This is a genomic window from Chryseobacterium sp. Marseille-Q8038 (assembly GCF_965111995.1).
On sequence record NZ_CBCOPN010000002.1, the window covers coordinates 30,195 to 44,903 of the forward strand.

The window sequence follows — 14,709 nt, forward strand, 5'->3', positions numbered from 1 at the left end:
CAACACATGAAAAGAAAATTGTTATTTGGTGAACGCATGTTATTGGGAGACGGTACAGAACCCTTTAACGCGGTCATTCCGTTCAGACTGAGAGGTACTTTCACCTTAAAAGAGATCCAGCAGGCTCTGGCTCAAATTCAAAATAAACATCCATGGCTGAAAGCATTGATCAGCCATGATGAAAAAAATATTCCATGGTTTAATGTTCCTGAAAAACCTATTTCTATTCCCGTAAGAATCATCACCCGACAAAGTGAAGATCAATGGCAGGAAGAATCCAGGAGAGAATGGAACACCATTTTTAATTACGAAAAATTACCTCTGATCCGGTTTGTATGGATCAAAGGGGAAAACGTTTCTGACATGCTTTTTGCGTTCCATCATTGCTTATGCGATGGTGGTTCTGCAATGGCTTTTTTAAAAGAATTTCTTCTGGTACTGGATAATCCGGCTGCCGATATTGGAACTGAAAATCCAATCTTAGGTATTCAGGATGTTGTTCCCTCCAATATTCTGAACAGCCGCAGGCAGAAACTGAAAGCTAAGTTTATCGGAAGACTGGCCGCTACCGCAATCAAATGGATTCCGGTAGGTAAAAAAGCGGTGGAAAGACAGAATGACTATCTGATCAACTGGAAACTGGATGAAACCCTGAGCAAAGAGTTGATTAATTACTGTAAATCCCAGGAAGTGACCGTCAATACATTTTTGAGTGCATCCGTATTGCTGGCATTTAAAAAAGTAAGAGGAGAAAAATCCTTTAACAAAGTTTCCTGTCCGGTAGATATCAGAAGATTTGCCAATCAGATCAAAGAAGATCATATTTTCGCTTTCGGGCTGATGATTGTGGTTTCTTCTGATGAGAAGCTAAGTTTTGAGGACAATCTCAGGACAATGCAGAAATCTGTGGAACAAAAGACTTCAAAGCTGAATCCTTACATCACGATGATGGTGATGGAATCAGGGCATGATGCACTGAAGAATTTTACCAGGCTGTTAAAAAACGGAAAGTCATCCAATGACTGTATGTTTTCCAATCTGGGACGGATACAGATTCCTCACGAATACAAAGAGTTTACGGTGGAGACGATTTTCAGTCCGTCAGTTATTGGCCCATTAGGAAATACAACGACTCTTGTAGTCTCTACTTACCGTGGAAAAATGGATTTTTCATTCATGGGAAGCGAAGGATATCTGCCTTACACCGATGCTCTGGCAGTCCGTGATGAGGTGATGCAGATTATACATTCACAACTGAAACAAATGGCAGTATCATGATCAAAAGACCTTTAATGATGGTGGAAAGGATCATGTATGTAGATCCTGAAACGCCTTTAAACTGTGTTTATACAGCAAGAATCAACGGGGAGATTCCCGAAGAAAATTTTAAAACAGCTTTAGTAAGAATTCAGCAGAAACACCCGATGCTGAGAGCTAACATTGATCATAGCAATGGACGATATCCTTTCTTTATGGGACAGAGAGATATCGAACCCATTCCGCTTCGTATTGTAGAGCGAAAAACGGATGAAGATTGGTTCAAAGAATCTGAAAAAGGATGGTTCCAGCTTTTTGAAACTCCTAAAAAACCACTGGCTGAAGTAGTCTGGGTAAAAGGACAGAACACTTCCGAAATCCTTTGGATCATGCCTCACTGTATTTCTGACGGAACCACCGGAGTGACTTTAATGCGTGAACTTTTGAGTTTACTAGATAATCCTTATGCTCCTTTAATTCCTTATGTTGCTTTTGAATCTGTTGATGATTTTCTTCCTTCAGATTTTAATACGGGAATTAAAAAATATAAAGCCGGTCTTTATCTGCTGTTTGCTAAAATTTTCTTTGCAATCCAACGAAAAAGTAAAAAGAGAAACATAGGAAAAAACTACGCGATTCACTGGAAAATGACACCGGAAGAAACCCGGCTGATCACTGAAAAATGTAAAGCCAACGGAATCTCTGTACATGCTTTACTGTGTTCTTCTGTGATGCAGGCATTCCGTGATGTTCAGGGAGACCGTGCCAAAGGTAAGGTGATCAGCCCTGTAGATGTGCGTCATTTTATTCCGGAAATTAAAGAAGATCATTTATTTGCTTTCGCTCCAACGGTAGAGCTTTCTGTGAAGAAAGACAACAAAAATGTGATGAGCAATGCCAAAGAAATCAAAAGGAATCTTATTGAGAAAATCAGTAAAATGGAAGCCCGTGAACTCCTCTGGATGGGCGAACATATGCATCCCATCGTGGAACGCATGATCCATATGCTGAAATCCAGCGAAGGCGGACATGATGTAACCTTATCCAATATGGGAAAGGTCAATATCCCGAATGATTACAAAAATTTCAATCTGGAAACGGTATTCAGTCCTACTGTGGCTTTCCCATGGCTGAACTCAAATACCTTAGTCACCAGTACGTACAACCAGCAGATGGACTTCACCTTTATGTCCAATGAAAATTTTCTTCCCAAAGAGGAAGCCCATCAGATAAAAGATAAAGCCATCGAGCTATTGACCACCTCTCTATGAAATTTAAAATAAAGCCGCCGAAGCCGAAACTCATTAAGAAAACTACCCTCAAACGCTTTCTCATCAAGCGTACGATTTACTATGTCCTTCCGAATGTGTTTTTTAATTTCATTATCGCCTACGCCAGCTTCAAAGAATTAGGGTACACCCATTTTTTTTCGGGAACTCAAAATCTGGCGCGTCTTACCCTGCCTATGGCTATTTTTCTTCCCGTTGTTCTTACCATTGACATTATTAAAAGAGTAACGGATGCCGCCAGTCAGGAAGCGATAGAGTTTACAGTAGATGAACAGCTGAATATTAAAAAACTGATGACCAGGCTAAGCATCTTACATGGTTTGATTACAGGGTTGCTTGTACTATCCCTGCTCTTTATCGGACAGTACAATTTCTCCAAAGATTATAAACTGGATGCTACCGCCATGGCTGTAGTGGTGGGTATATTGGCAGGAGTGTTATCTGTGATTTTTGTGTATCTGCCCGTGTGGAGATTGAGAAGGTGGATGTCCAGAGTAAGACCTCTGCCCGCAGACATCAACCCATAACCCACGGCCAAACAAACTTACAGCACTGTATTTCATTTCATTACGAATCAAAAAATACTGAATATTCCCGGATGACTTAGTAGCCATCCGGGATTTTAATGCATTAACCAACTTAATTTTTTCTTTAAAACTCAATATTTGATAAATTTTTTATATTTATATCAATAATTTTCCAGAATTTTTCTTGGGCAGAATGAGCAATAATGTATGTACAAAATCACGGATCAGTTAAAAAATATAGGATTCAGTATCAATCGTTTAGATTATATTATTACCAGAAATAATTACAGAAGAGAATTCAGCACATTAGACTATTTTTGTATTTATATTATTCTTGAAGACATCCAGTTAACGGTAGAAAATGTTCCGTATTCATTAAAAAAGGGAAATATAGCCTTCGTAGGACCACAAAAGAAGATCGTTTTTGGGGAGACCAAAAGATCAGATGTCTATTCCATTGCTTTTTCATCAAGTTTTTATGAAAGATCAACCAAGGACAGCCTTTTTATCAATTCACAGCTTTTTTACAATTATAATTCTGAAATATTTATAGCGCCATTCAACAATATAGAACAGATGAGGGTCATATTTCTGGAACGGATGGAAAGTTTCCGGAAAAAGGATGAAAGTCTCTATATATCTGCTGCACACAATGCTATAGAAAGGCTGATGCTGGACGCATTTTTTCATATTCCCACTGAAGATATCAAAAAAGATATCAAATTCAACTATATGTATTATGTGAACCGCTTCAAAGTGCTTTTACAAAGAGATTATAAAAAAGCAAAAAAGGTAGCCTACTATGCAGGAGAATTGAATATCTCCTCAAGAAAACTGACCGAGATGACAGAATATGTACTGGGAAAAACAGCCAAACATATCATCATTGAAAAGCTGATTACCGAGTGCAAAAAAGCACTGGCCTTTTCAAACGCTACCATCTCTGAAATCTCTTATGAGCTGGGTTTCAGCAATGAAGGAAACTTTACCAATTTCATCAAAAAACATACAGGAAAAAATCCCTCAGAAATGAAATAATTTGTATATTTACATAAGTAACCTTTTGGGGAAAAATATAGGTTATATGCTTGCAAAGTACATTTTATTCATTTTGTTATATTTTGCTTTTACAAAATCATTTGCACAGGCAGCAGACGGTTTAAGGCTTAACGTAAGGCTTTATCCGGTACAGATGCTTGCCATTGGCTCAGGATTTTCTGACGATGGGAATGAGTCTTCCTCCCGGGAAGTTCAGTCTGTGACGATCTCAAGTCCGTCAGGGTTTCAGCTGAATGCACAATATAATGAATATCGTGATACAATCGGACATTCCGAAAGCAACCGGGAAAGATCTGATGAATATCATCTTATCAACCATCATAAAGGAGTGGTTCAGAAGAGATATCCCATCAATCATGAGATTAAAAATGCAATAAAAAATTTAGCCACTAATCCGAGTGATGAGCGTAATTTTTTAATATTAACTCTAATTTCTCAGTAAAAAATTAAGCAAGGCCTATAAAAATAACTATGCAACGAATAACACTTTTGCAATTTATTCATTCCCTTTGTATTAAGTAAGTTTAGTGTTTAAGATTAATAAAACATTAAATTTGCTTTATGGTGATTTTATCAGTATTTAAATGATACTTTTTATGTAATTATTCATAAAAGGTATTTATTGCTGTGCACTAATCTGTTTGTAAAAATTCACAAATAATAAGTATCTTTTCACAAAGGCCCTGATGTTCTTTGTATTTACCTTTGCATCCGCAATTTTAAAAACAATTAATACAAAAAAAACATCCTTAACCTTATGAAAAATTTAATCTTAGCATCTTTTGCTATCCTGGGATTCACTACATTACAAGCACAAAAGAATGTAACCCTTAACGTGAGACTTAAACCTATTCAGACTCTTGTTGTGAACAACGCTCAAAAAGTCGTTAATTTAGACTACATCACTAAAGATGACTATGCCAATGGTGTATCTTCTGTAAACGCAGATCATTTAAGCATCTACAGTACAGGAGGATTCCAGGTAAAAGTAAGAGGTGGTAACGATGCATTAGAGTATGGAGGTAAAAGCATCCAGGCTAACACCATCCAGATTAAAGCAAGCGCAGGTTCTGACGCTGTAAACGGTGCTCAATATGCTCAGAATGTACAATTATCAACTAACGAAGCTACTTTGGTAACTTCTTCTACCGGAGGAGTAGACAAAAAAATCAACATTGAATACACAGGAGCCGGAGATAATAAGTACCTGAACAATTATATTGCCGGACAAGATCCTACAGTATACACTACTGAACTTACGTATACCATTATTTCTCAATAATAGCTATCATTTTGTAATGATAAAGTGTTGTACCTACCACAGCACTTTATCAACACTTAAAAACTAATCTCCGCCATGAGCAGATTCTCTCTTCTCCTTTTCAGCCTTCTTTTCCTATCCTCTTTTCATGGATATGCACAAACAGGAGTTTCGGTTTCACCGCCAAGACTGTACTTTGAGTCGGGAAACGGAAACAGTAATACCCAGACCATAACGGTAACGAATGTAAGTGCCAAGAATTCTCTGGATCTTGCCATAAGTTTGGGAGACTGGGAGTATGACGGCAAAGGTGAGAATATAACGTATCCCGCCAATACGCTTCCCACTTCCTGCGCAAGTTGGGTTTCGGTCAAAAAAGAAGAGAATTACTTTACCCTGGCTCCCGGAGAAAAAAAAGATATTGAGGTAACTCTTACCGCTCCGAATGCGCTTTCAGACCAGCTGGCTACCCATACGGCCGTTCTGTATGTAAGCCAGATGAATCCGGTAGATGACGTGGATCATAAAGGAGCGAATATCAAAGTAAGCATCCGCTCAGGAATCAAATTATTCCACAAGCTGCCTGCAGCCAAAACCAAAAAACTTGAAATCCAGAATCTGGTACATGGAAAAACAACCCATACCATCAACCTCTTTTTTGAAAATCAGGGTGACGTATGGGGAGACGGAAAAATATACACCGACTTTGTGAATACGCAAACCGGAAAAAAAGTATCGCTGGATCCCGTTATCTTTTACACCATGCCCGGAAATAAAAGGGAAATGAATATCCCTATTCCGGCAAGTCTTGAAAAAGGAAAGTATACCGCTTCCGTCATGATTGATTACGGAGACAACAACAATCTTGAATTAGGAGAATTAAGTTTCAGCTATGAGTAGTAAAAATTTCTTCTGCTTCTTTCTGTTGGTTTCTCTGAACTGCTTCTCACAGGTCAATTACAACTCATGGATAAACAGCTATCTGCAGATTAATTCTTACAGCGGAAATACCAATCCTGACGCCTATACTTTTACTCTGGCCGGTAATGGAGCGTTTAATATTCCGTACTGGAAAATATCCATGAGGCTGAAACAGCCTATCACTTCTACTGAAGGAAACTATACGATGCCTGCCAACAAAATATCATTTCAGCCCGTTTCCACTTCAGGACAAGCTTATCCGGGGCCCGTTCCCACGATTCCTCAGATCGGAATGCCGCTGAATACTTTTCTTCAGGCCAACCAGGAAGTCTTTTTAATTCCGCAGTCCAATGCAGCGCTGTACAATCAGCCGCCACAGCCCAATGGCTACTATAACCTGCAGGTAAAATACAGCCTGACCGTTATGGGAGGATCCTATCTGGGAAGCTACCCTTCCTGGACCAGATTTAATGTTCCGGTACAGTTTACGGCGTATGACCAGTACAATAATATTATCGGCAGAGCTGATCATAATTTTCAGATTCACATCGGGCCACTCAGCGGAACTCCGACTGATGTACCCGAAATGTCGCTTCAGTTTTCAGCAAAAGCAGTCAACGGATCACTGGAATTCAAAAGCATGTCAGATTATGTAAACGGAGTAAGTGTCACCTATTCTAATGGACTGATTGTAAAAAGCAATACCAATTACCAGATCAAATTACATTCTCTTCAGGGACAATTCAGCTCTCCGGCAGGAAATTTCATTCCTTTAGAAACCGTAAAAATGAATCTCATTCCCGTTTCGGGAAACACAGGCAATGTATATCCTATCCTGCTGAGTGCTTCTCCCCAGCTTATTGCTACAGGAGGCTCTACAGGAAACTCAAGCCTGTATTACGATATCAGATATTCCACCAAAGCTAATGATGAAAGACTGATTAATGCCAAATCAGAAGAATATTCTACCACCCTTCAATACGAGATTATCCCCCAATAACCATGCTTCAAGACCTGTTCAAAAAAATCTTTTTCATTTTTTTGATTTCGTTTCAGATATGGATTCCGGCACAGAACAGCTCCGGAGTAAGTCTTGATATCCGTAATGAATCCAGAACAGATAAAGCAGGTATTCTAGATCTGATCATCGTTCTTGACAATCAAAGCACAAATGATTTTAAAGGAAAAATAAACATTACGATTCCTAAGGGCTTCAGAAATATTTCAGGAAACAGTCTTCAGGTCGAAATGAAATCCGGGGAACACCTTTTTTTACCGGTAAAGATTGTGGTCAGCAACAATGCCGTTTCAGGAGATGCCCGACTTACGTTCCGACTTTTGGACTCGCAGAATAAAACAGCTGCAGAAAAAGAAATCCTGTATACAGTCACAGAAAATAATGCAATGCGCATCACGGCAGAAAACCCAGTGATCTATATGAATAAAGTCACTGATTCAGTAGAGGTCAGAGCAAGAGTTTCCAATCTGGGCAACAGAAAACAGAAGGTAACGGTTGTATTTAAAATTCCCGAAGCAGAACAAGGAAATGCTTTCATAGAGAAAAAAGGAAGTATCAGCGTGCAGACGGATTCGGTGTTTGTATTTCGTTTTCTGCCATCCAGAATACGATCGCGGGGCAACCAGCTTTCCGTCAATATTGCAGGTTTCAGGGAGCCGGATAGAGAAATATTCGGCAATACCTCAGTAACTGTACAGAATGTTTCTTCGGTACAGCGTTATGAAGATCTTGAATCTACCGCTTTCTCAAATTTCACCAGGAACAGCATCACGGCAAGCTACAGACATGCCGGGGAAAATCTGGATATGTATCAATTGGTAGGTTCAGGAGGATTCAATCTTCCGTCAGGATATATTTTCATCCGGGGAAATATCTATACCATGACGAATCAGAGCGATCCTATTGTCAACAATACCTATCTGACCTATCGCCGCGAAAACAGTGAATTCACCATCGGAAACATCAACAAAATGCTCGAACTTTCCCTGTTTGGAAGAGGGCTAGAATATGCCTACACTTCTCCGGATAAGGACACAAAAATTGAAGCAGGTTTTGTAGATCAGACCTATAGCCTTATAGAAAGAAATTCATTTCTGAAGTATGGCTACGGATTCTATACCAGAGGAACCCTTGGAGCCCAAAACGCGTCCCGCAATATCTCCGGAACGTATATTTTCAGGGATGATCCTTATGAAAAGGCCAGACATCATGTGGCCGGAACAGACCTTCAGCACGCCTTCGGGAAAGACTGGAAAATAAATACAAAAGTGTACGGCGGACTGAGTTTTTACGAAAATAACCAGTCTACCAAACCTTCTCTCGCTTTGGAATCCCAGTATTCAGGGAAGATCAGAAAGGTCAATCTGAACGGAAATTATTTCTACAGCACCGATTATTACCCTGGAAACAGAAGAGGAATTTTACAGATCCAGCAGAATTTTTCCACGATAATTTTCAAAGACCATTATGTGTATGCCAACATCATGGCTTCCCATTTTTCGCCCAAGTTCTACTTTTACGACAACACTTTGAATTCAAGCAATGTAAGACTGGATACAGGAATCAATTTCCCTAAAAAAGGGAATTTCGGGATGGGACTCGGCTATCAGTATCAGGAAGAAAATTCCAACTCTTACAATAATTTTTTCAATGCTCAGCCTTACGAGAATACAAAACAACTCAAAGCACAACGTTTTACGGAATATCTTACCTGGCTGAGCCCTGATAAACAGCATACCTCTATCCTGAGCATGGAGACAGGATGGGTGCAATATCCGGACAACGACAAACAGCAGTTCCAGATGAAGGTAAGCGGAACCTATGGCTACAAATGGCTTACGGTGAATGGTATTTATCAGCATGGAAGTTATTTTCTTTCCGAATATGCTTTTTCAAAAATGATGAACCAAAACACTCCCTACAAAAAGCTTTCGCTTTCCGCTTTTGTCAATAAAAACTTCTTCGACAATAAGCTCAATGTGACCACAGGAGTTTCTTATACGGATGATGTTCTGTACGGAAAATCGCCTTCAGGCTTTATGAATCTGAAATATTCAAGGGAAAGATATGCCCTGTATCTGAATTCTTCCTACTTCAGTTATACGGCAGGAAGTTTTACCAATAATCTTTTGACCGTTGAAGCCGGAGTGACCGTCAACCTTAGAAACAGCACCCTGGATCCAGGTAAAAAAGGCGATATCAAAGCGTTCGTCTATTATGACCTGAACGAAAACAATACCTATGATGAAGGCGACAAAGAAGCGGCAGGCTACCTTATTATGCTCAACAATATTTCATTTAAAACTGACCCTTCAGGTTCTATCAGTTACCGCTCTATCCCCTACGGAAAGTATGCTCTGAAACAGGTGATCCAGCAAGGCTGGTATTATGATGAAACCGAATTTACCGTAGACAAGCACCACTACTCTTTTCAGATTCCCCTTCATCAAAACGGAACTACCCAGGGAAAAGTAACCTATGATTTTGATTCCAAAACCGCAGTAGATTTCACCCCAAAAACCGGAGGCATTCTGTTCAATATTTACCGCAACGAACAGTTAGTACATCATATCATTACCGATGACAACGGTGAGTTTGCCTCCTTCCTACCTTCCGGAAATTACAGGATTGAACTCAACAAAAACTCCCTGCCTGCCAATACCTATTGTGAACGCTCTACTGATACTTTCAAAGTGGAAGCCGGGAAAATAGTACGACTGGAGCCTTTTGTGATTAAAGTGAGGGAGAAGGCGATTAGGGTGAAGAAGTTTGGGGGTTAAATTATGACATCTTATTAGTATTTCCCTTGCATTAGTAATAACTTTATCTGGCATTCTGCTCATACCACGATTGAAGATACTAATGTGAATAAAGACGACAGTTTTATTTATTAATCAAATATTTTATAGATACACAAAGGTTTCCCGTTTGTTTTATACCACAATTTTGTCTAAATTAATCCCCTCTTATTTTAGACAATAACACATGAAAATTAATAAGCTCGAGCCACAGAAAGCATTAAACCCTGCATATAAAAAATTTAAACCTTTAAGAGCAGATATCGATGATTTTTCAGTGAAACTTCAAGACTGCATTAATACTATCAATTTAGTTGACAGTAGGAATGAAAGTGAAGAGCATTTAAAATCTCCAATATCAAAATTTCTTTCGTCTACATTCTATTCTGAAAATGAAATCAATACAAAGGAAAGAATTGATTTGGCAATTTATTTAGGTAAAGATGCAACTTCTGACGTGGGAGTTTTAATAGAAGCAAAAAAACCTAGTAACAAAGCTGAATTCCCGACAGAAAAACAACTTAATAAAAAGGCATTTCAGGAAATGCTGTTATATTATCTTAGAGAAAGAGTTGATTATAAGAACAACAATATTAAGCACCTTATTATAACTAATGGTTTTGAATGGTTCTTTTTCAATGCAAGTGATTTCTACAACTTATTTTATAAAAACAGTGAATTAATTAAAGAATACAAAGCGTTTAGAGATGGTCTAAAAGATACCATAAAGAACGAACTTTTCTATAATGAAATAGCAAAGAAATATATAGAACAGGTAGAAGATACTCTTCCGTTTGTTTATCTTGATTTTAGAAATAAAGAAGTTTCAAAATTCAAAGATAAAGAGCTTGTTAATATTTATAAGTTATTTTCTGATGTTCATTTACTGGGAAAAAGTTTTGGTAATGACAGTAATCAACTTAATAAAGCTTTTTATAATGAACTACTTCACATCATAGGACTTGAAGAAGTAAAAGAAAGTGGTAAAAAAATTATCCAAAGAAAAAAGAATAAAGAAGAAGACTATGGCCCTTTGTTAGAGAATGCAATTTTTACCCTTGAAGACAAAGATTATCTTATCAAGGTTAAAAATATTCCTAACAGTGAAGAAAAATCGTTTACCGTTGGGTTAGAACTTTGTCTGACATGGGTTAACAGAATTCTTTTCTTAAAGTTACTGGAATCTCAATTGAGAAGTTATAATAATGATTCTCCGGAATATAAATTTTTAAATTCAGAATTTATTCCTGGTTTTGATGCACTGAATGAAATGTTTTTCTCAGCATTAGCAAAGCCAATAAAAGAACGTCACCAACGATACGCAGAAAAATTTAAATATATTCCTTATCTAAACAGTAGCTTATTTGAAAAGAGTGAGCTTGAAGATCTTACTTTTGACATTACAGCATTGATGGATGAAGAAATGGAGGTTTATTCATCTACAGTATTAAAAAATTCCAATGGAAAAAAACAAACAGGAAAGCTTAATACTTTAGAATATCTATTTAAATTTTTAGATGCTTATGATTTTTCTGCGGATGCATCTGTTGAAATTAATGATAAGCAACAAAATAAAACATTAATTAATGCCTCTGTTTTGGGATTAATTTTTGAAAAAATCAATGGTTATAAAGATGGATCTTTCTATACTCCTGGTACTATTACCATGTTTATGTGTAGAGAAACATTGAGAAAATCTGTAGTTCAAAAATTTAAAGAGGAAATTACAGAAACCATTGAAACATTTGAAGATGTTATTGATTATTGCAATACTTTTTTCAAGAAGGAAGATCGTAAAAAATTCAATGAAGTAGTTAACTCTATCAGAATTTGTGATCCTGCAGTAGGATCAGGACATTTCCTTGTTTCTGCTCTTAATGAAATGATTGTCATAAAAAGCGAACTGGGAATTTTAGGAGATGAGGACGGAAAAAAACTGCCATGTACAATAGAGATTGATAATGATGAAATTTATATTTCTGATGCTGATGGAGAATTATTCAGCTATAACCGTAAAGACCCACAAAGTCTAAAAATTCAAAAAGCAATTTTTCATGAAAAGGAAACTCTTATTGAAAACTGTTTATTTGGTGTAGATATTAATCCTAACTCAGTAAATATCTGCAGACTGAGACTCTGGATCGAGCTTCTTAAAAATGCTTACTATACAGATGAAGGAGAACTGCAAACCCTTCCTAATATTGACATTAATATTAAATGCGGAAATTCACTCATCAGTAAGTTTAAATTGAATGACAGTTTAAAGAGTGCATTTAAAAGCAAGGAAATTACATTCTCAGTCGAAGATTACAAACAGGCAGTAAAAGACTACAAAACCACCAACTCCAAAACTAAAAAGAGAGAAATTGAAGATATTATCAGTACCATCAAAAACAATCTTAAATCCAGTCTTGACAATAAGGAAAAAGAAAAGGTTTCTAAAGCATTAGGCGAATACCAAAATGAAGAGCAAAGACAAAACAACTTAATTGCTTTTGGAGAGACTATAAAAAAAACAGAGAAAGATAAACTCAAAAAACTCAAACTAAAGGCTGAACAAGCTAAAAAACAAAAAGAAGAAATTCTGAATAATGTTATTTATCGTAACGCTTTTGAATGGCGTTTCGAATTTCCGGAAGTACTGGATAATGATGGTAACTTCACAGGTTTCGATGTTATTATTGGGAATCCTCCATACATCCAGTTACAAAAGATGGGAGCAGCTAGCGATGCATTACAAACATTAGATTATGAAACTTTTGCCAGAACGGGGGATATTTACAGCTTGTTTTATGAGCTAGGATATAATGTCTTAAAAGAAAAAGGACTTCTCACCTTTATCACTTCTAACAAATGGATGCGTGCAGCTTATGGAGAAAGTCTAAGGAAGTTTTTTGCAGATAAAACAAATCCTGAAATTCTTATAGACTTTGGTGGAACTAAAATATTCGATACGGCAACGGTTGACACCAATATTCTAATGTTTTCAAGGGATAAAAATAGACAACAAACTTTAGCTTGTATTATAAAAGAAAAGGAGTTAAAAAATTTGAGCGATTATTTTAGACAATTTGTTGTTCTTACAGATTTCAGTTCCTCGGAAAGTTGGGTGATTTATCATCTATTGAAAAAGAGATTAAAAGAAAAATAGAATCAATTGGCATACCTTTAAAAGCTTGGGATATCAATATTAATTATGGAATCAAAACTGGCCTTAATGAAGCTTTTATTATTGATGGAACTAAGAGAAGAGAACTTATTGAACTAGATCCCAAATCTGATGAAATAATACGACCATTATTAAGAGGACGTGATATCAAACGATATTCCTATGAATTCGCAGATTTATATCTTCTATTTATTCCCTGGCATTTTCCATTACATAATGATCCAAATATCAAAGGAGCTTCTTTAGATGCAGAAAAAGCATTTGAAAATCAATATCCTGCAATATTCAACCATTTACTTCAATATAAAAAGGAGCTCTCTAGTAGGAATAAAGTTGAGACAGGAATTCGCTATGAATGGTACGCATTACAGCGGTGGGGCGCAAATTATTGGGAGGATTTTTATAAACAGAAAATTGTTTGGAAAATAATAGGTTCGAATATAAACTTTTTGATAGATTCTGAAGGGTTTTTCTATAACAATGCTGCTAATATATTGACAAGTAAATCCGAATCATTGGAGGTATTAATAGCTTTTTTAAATTCTAAATTATTTGAATGGTTTTTTAAAAAAATAATGTTTATTGAAGTAGAGGGTGGTGGAATTCAGATGTTTAATACTATTATGGAAAAAATACCTCTCCCTCAAGTAGATGAAAAATTGAAATGTAGATTTATAGAACTAATCGAAAAAAGAATACGGGAGAATTCACCAGATAAAATATTTATTTTAGATCAATTAATTAATAATTTAGTCTATAATATTATAGATATAAATCAAGAAGAAATAGAATTTATTGAATCTCAATAAAACCAATTTCTTTTCTTTCATCATCAGACAACTCATATAAGTTAAAAATTATTTGATCTATTTGCTTTTCAATATCTATCGTTGATCTATTATTTACTTTTAGATATTGTAAATTCATCACTAAAATTTTAAACTCATTTTCTATTTCATGGTTAATTTGAATTATTGGGATTCTTTCAAGAAAAACTTTCCTTAATTCTCTTGTTCCTCCTAATAATTCAGGGAAATTGTCAATAAAACAATATTTAAATAGACTGGAATTAAGAAATGAGATTAAAAAAAATATAAATTGACCGGTAAGGATAAAGCATTTATTATTAATTAAAAAATTACTTTCATCATAGTAAAAATTTAAAAACTTTGTTATTTCTGGATAAATGATTTTAGGAATAAAAAAATCGTCCAGGTAAGTACAATTACGTAGATTGTATGGAGTATCACCCCGATCGCTCCTTTTTTCTAATTGGGGGTAGAATTCATCAAGATGTTTTTTAATTGCAGGATATTTTTCAATATCTACTGGTCTTATACCTTTTTCTTTAATACCATTATGCGAATTAATAATCCACAAATCTACAGCTTCATAATCATATTTTTTTAT

At 36.3% G+C, this 14,709-nt stretch carries 12 protein-coding genes; 11 read left to right on the forward strand and 1 reads right to left on the reverse strand.

Annotated features, from left to right (window positions below; all coding sequences use genetic code 11):
* Window positions 1–6: 6 nt before the first annotated feature.
* From ACWPWS_RS14000 to ACWPWS_RS14050, 11 genes are all read left to right on the forward strand, one after another.
* On the forward strand, window positions 7–1,278 hold the full coding sequence (locus ACWPWS_RS14000; RefSeq protein WP_454046916.1) for a condensation domain-containing protein: 1,272 nt from the start codon (window positions 7–9) through the stop codon (window positions 1,276–1,278).
* Window positions 1,275–2,528, forward strand: a complete 1,254-nt coding sequence (locus ACWPWS_RS14005) for a phthiocerol/phthiodiolone dimycocerosyl transferase family protein (RefSeq protein WP_454046917.1) — start codon at window positions 1,275–1,277, stop codon at window positions 2,526–2,528. The genes ACWPWS_RS14000 and ACWPWS_RS14005 overlap by 4 nt, the downstream gene beginning before the upstream one ends.
* Window positions 2,525–3,073 (forward strand): hypothetical protein, encoded by a 549-nt coding sequence (locus tag ACWPWS_RS14010; protein WP_454046918.1) that lies wholly within the window; start codon window positions 2,525–2,527, stop codon window positions 3,071–3,073. Before ACWPWS_RS14005 ends, ACWPWS_RS14010 begins: the two co-directional genes overlap by 4 nt.
* Window positions 3,074–3,280: 207 nt before the next feature.
* Window positions 3,281–4,111: a helix-turn-helix domain-containing protein gene (locus ACWPWS_RS14015; RefSeq protein WP_209788763.1), complete on the forward strand. Its 831-nt coding sequence runs from the start codon at window positions 3,281–3,283 to the stop codon at window positions 4,109–4,111.
* 46 nt (window positions 4,112–4,157) lie between these two features.
* Window positions 4,158–4,574 (forward strand): hypothetical protein, encoded by a 417-nt coding sequence (locus ACWPWS_RS14020; RefSeq protein ID WP_209788759.1) that lies wholly within the window; start codon window positions 4,158–4,160, stop codon window positions 4,572–4,574.
* 315 nt (window positions 4,575–4,889) lie between these two features.
* A complete protein-coding gene (locus ACWPWS_RS14025) occupies window positions 4,890–5,414 on the forward strand; it encodes a hypothetical protein (protein ID WP_454046919.1) in 525 nt (174 codons plus the stop codon).
* 75 nt (window positions 5,415–5,489) lie between these two features.
* Entirely contained in the window at window positions 5,490–6,293 is an 804-nt protein-coding gene (locus ACWPWS_RS14030) for a fimbrial biogenesis chaperone (RefSeq protein ID WP_454046920.1), read from the forward strand.
* Window positions 6,286–7,314, forward strand: a complete 1,029-nt coding sequence (locus ACWPWS_RS14035; protein ID WP_454046921.1) for a hypothetical protein — start codon at window positions 6,286–6,288, stop codon at window positions 7,312–7,314. The genes ACWPWS_RS14030 and ACWPWS_RS14035 overlap by 8 nt, the downstream gene beginning before the upstream one ends.
* A gap of 41 nt (window positions 7,315–7,355) precedes the next feature.
* On the forward strand, window positions 7,356–10,112 hold the full coding sequence (locus tag ACWPWS_RS14040) for a COG1470 family protein (protein WP_454046922.1): 2,757 nt from the start codon (window positions 7,356–7,358) through the stop codon (window positions 10,110–10,112).
* A 205-nt stretch (window positions 10,113–10,317) separates the two neighbouring features.
* Window positions 10,318–13,281 (forward strand): type IIG restriction enzyme/methyltransferase, encoded by a 2,964-nt coding sequence (locus ACWPWS_RS14045; protein WP_454046923.1) that lies wholly within the window; start codon window positions 10,318–10,320, stop codon window positions 13,279–13,281.
* Window positions 13,236–14,108, forward strand: coding sequence for a TaqI-like C-terminal specificity domain-containing protein (locus ACWPWS_RS14050; protein ID WP_454046924.1), 873 nt, complete (start codon window positions 13,236–13,238; stop codon window positions 14,106–14,108). Before ACWPWS_RS14045 ends, ACWPWS_RS14050 begins: the two co-directional genes overlap by 46 nt.
* Here the strand turns inward: ACWPWS_RS14050 and ACWPWS_RS14055 are convergent.
* Window positions 14,092–14,679 carry a TaqI-like C-terminal specificity domain-containing protein gene (locus ACWPWS_RS14055; protein WP_454046925.1) on the reverse strand — a complete coding sequence of 196 codons (588 nt, stop codon included), beginning with the start codon at window positions 14,677–14,679 and terminating at the stop codon, window positions 14,092–14,094. The two genes, ACWPWS_RS14050 and ACWPWS_RS14055, sit on opposite strands and share 17 nt — an antisense overlap.
* Between the last annotated feature and the right edge of the window lie 30 nt (window positions 14,680–14,709).

Coding starts and splice junctions, on each gene's coding strand:
- ACWPWS_RS14000 (WP_454046916.1), top strand. CDS start 7: ATGAAAAGAAAATTGTTATTTGGTGAACGCATGTTATTGGGAGACGGT.
- ACWPWS_RS14005 (WP_454046917.1), top strand. CDS start 1,275: ATGATCAAAAGACCTTTAATGATGGTGGAAAGGATCATGTATGTAGAT.
- ACWPWS_RS14010 (WP_454046918.1), top strand. CDS start 2,525: ATGAAATTTAAAATAAAGCCGCCGAAGCCGAAACTCATTAAGAAAACT.
- ACWPWS_RS14015 (WP_209788763.1), top strand. CDS start 3,281: ATGTACAAAATCACGGATCAGTTAAAAAATATAGGATTCAGTATCAAT.
- ACWPWS_RS14020 (WP_209788759.1), top strand. CDS start 4,158: ATGCTTGCAAAGTACATTTTATTCATTTTGTTATATTTTGCTTTTACA.
- ACWPWS_RS14025 (WP_454046919.1), top strand. CDS start 4,890: ATGAAAAATTTAATCTTAGCATCTTTTGCTATCCTGGGATTCACTACA.
- ACWPWS_RS14030 (WP_454046920.1), top strand. CDS start 5,490: ATGAGCAGATTCTCTCTTCTCCTTTTCAGCCTTCTTTTCCTATCCTCT.
- ACWPWS_RS14035 (WP_454046921.1), top strand. CDS start 6,286: ATGAGTAGTAAAAATTTCTTCTGCTTCTTTCTGTTGGTTTCTCTGAAC.
- ACWPWS_RS14045 (WP_454046923.1), top strand. CDS start 10,318: ATGAAAATTAATAAGCTCGAGCCACAGAAAGCATTAAACCCTGCATAT.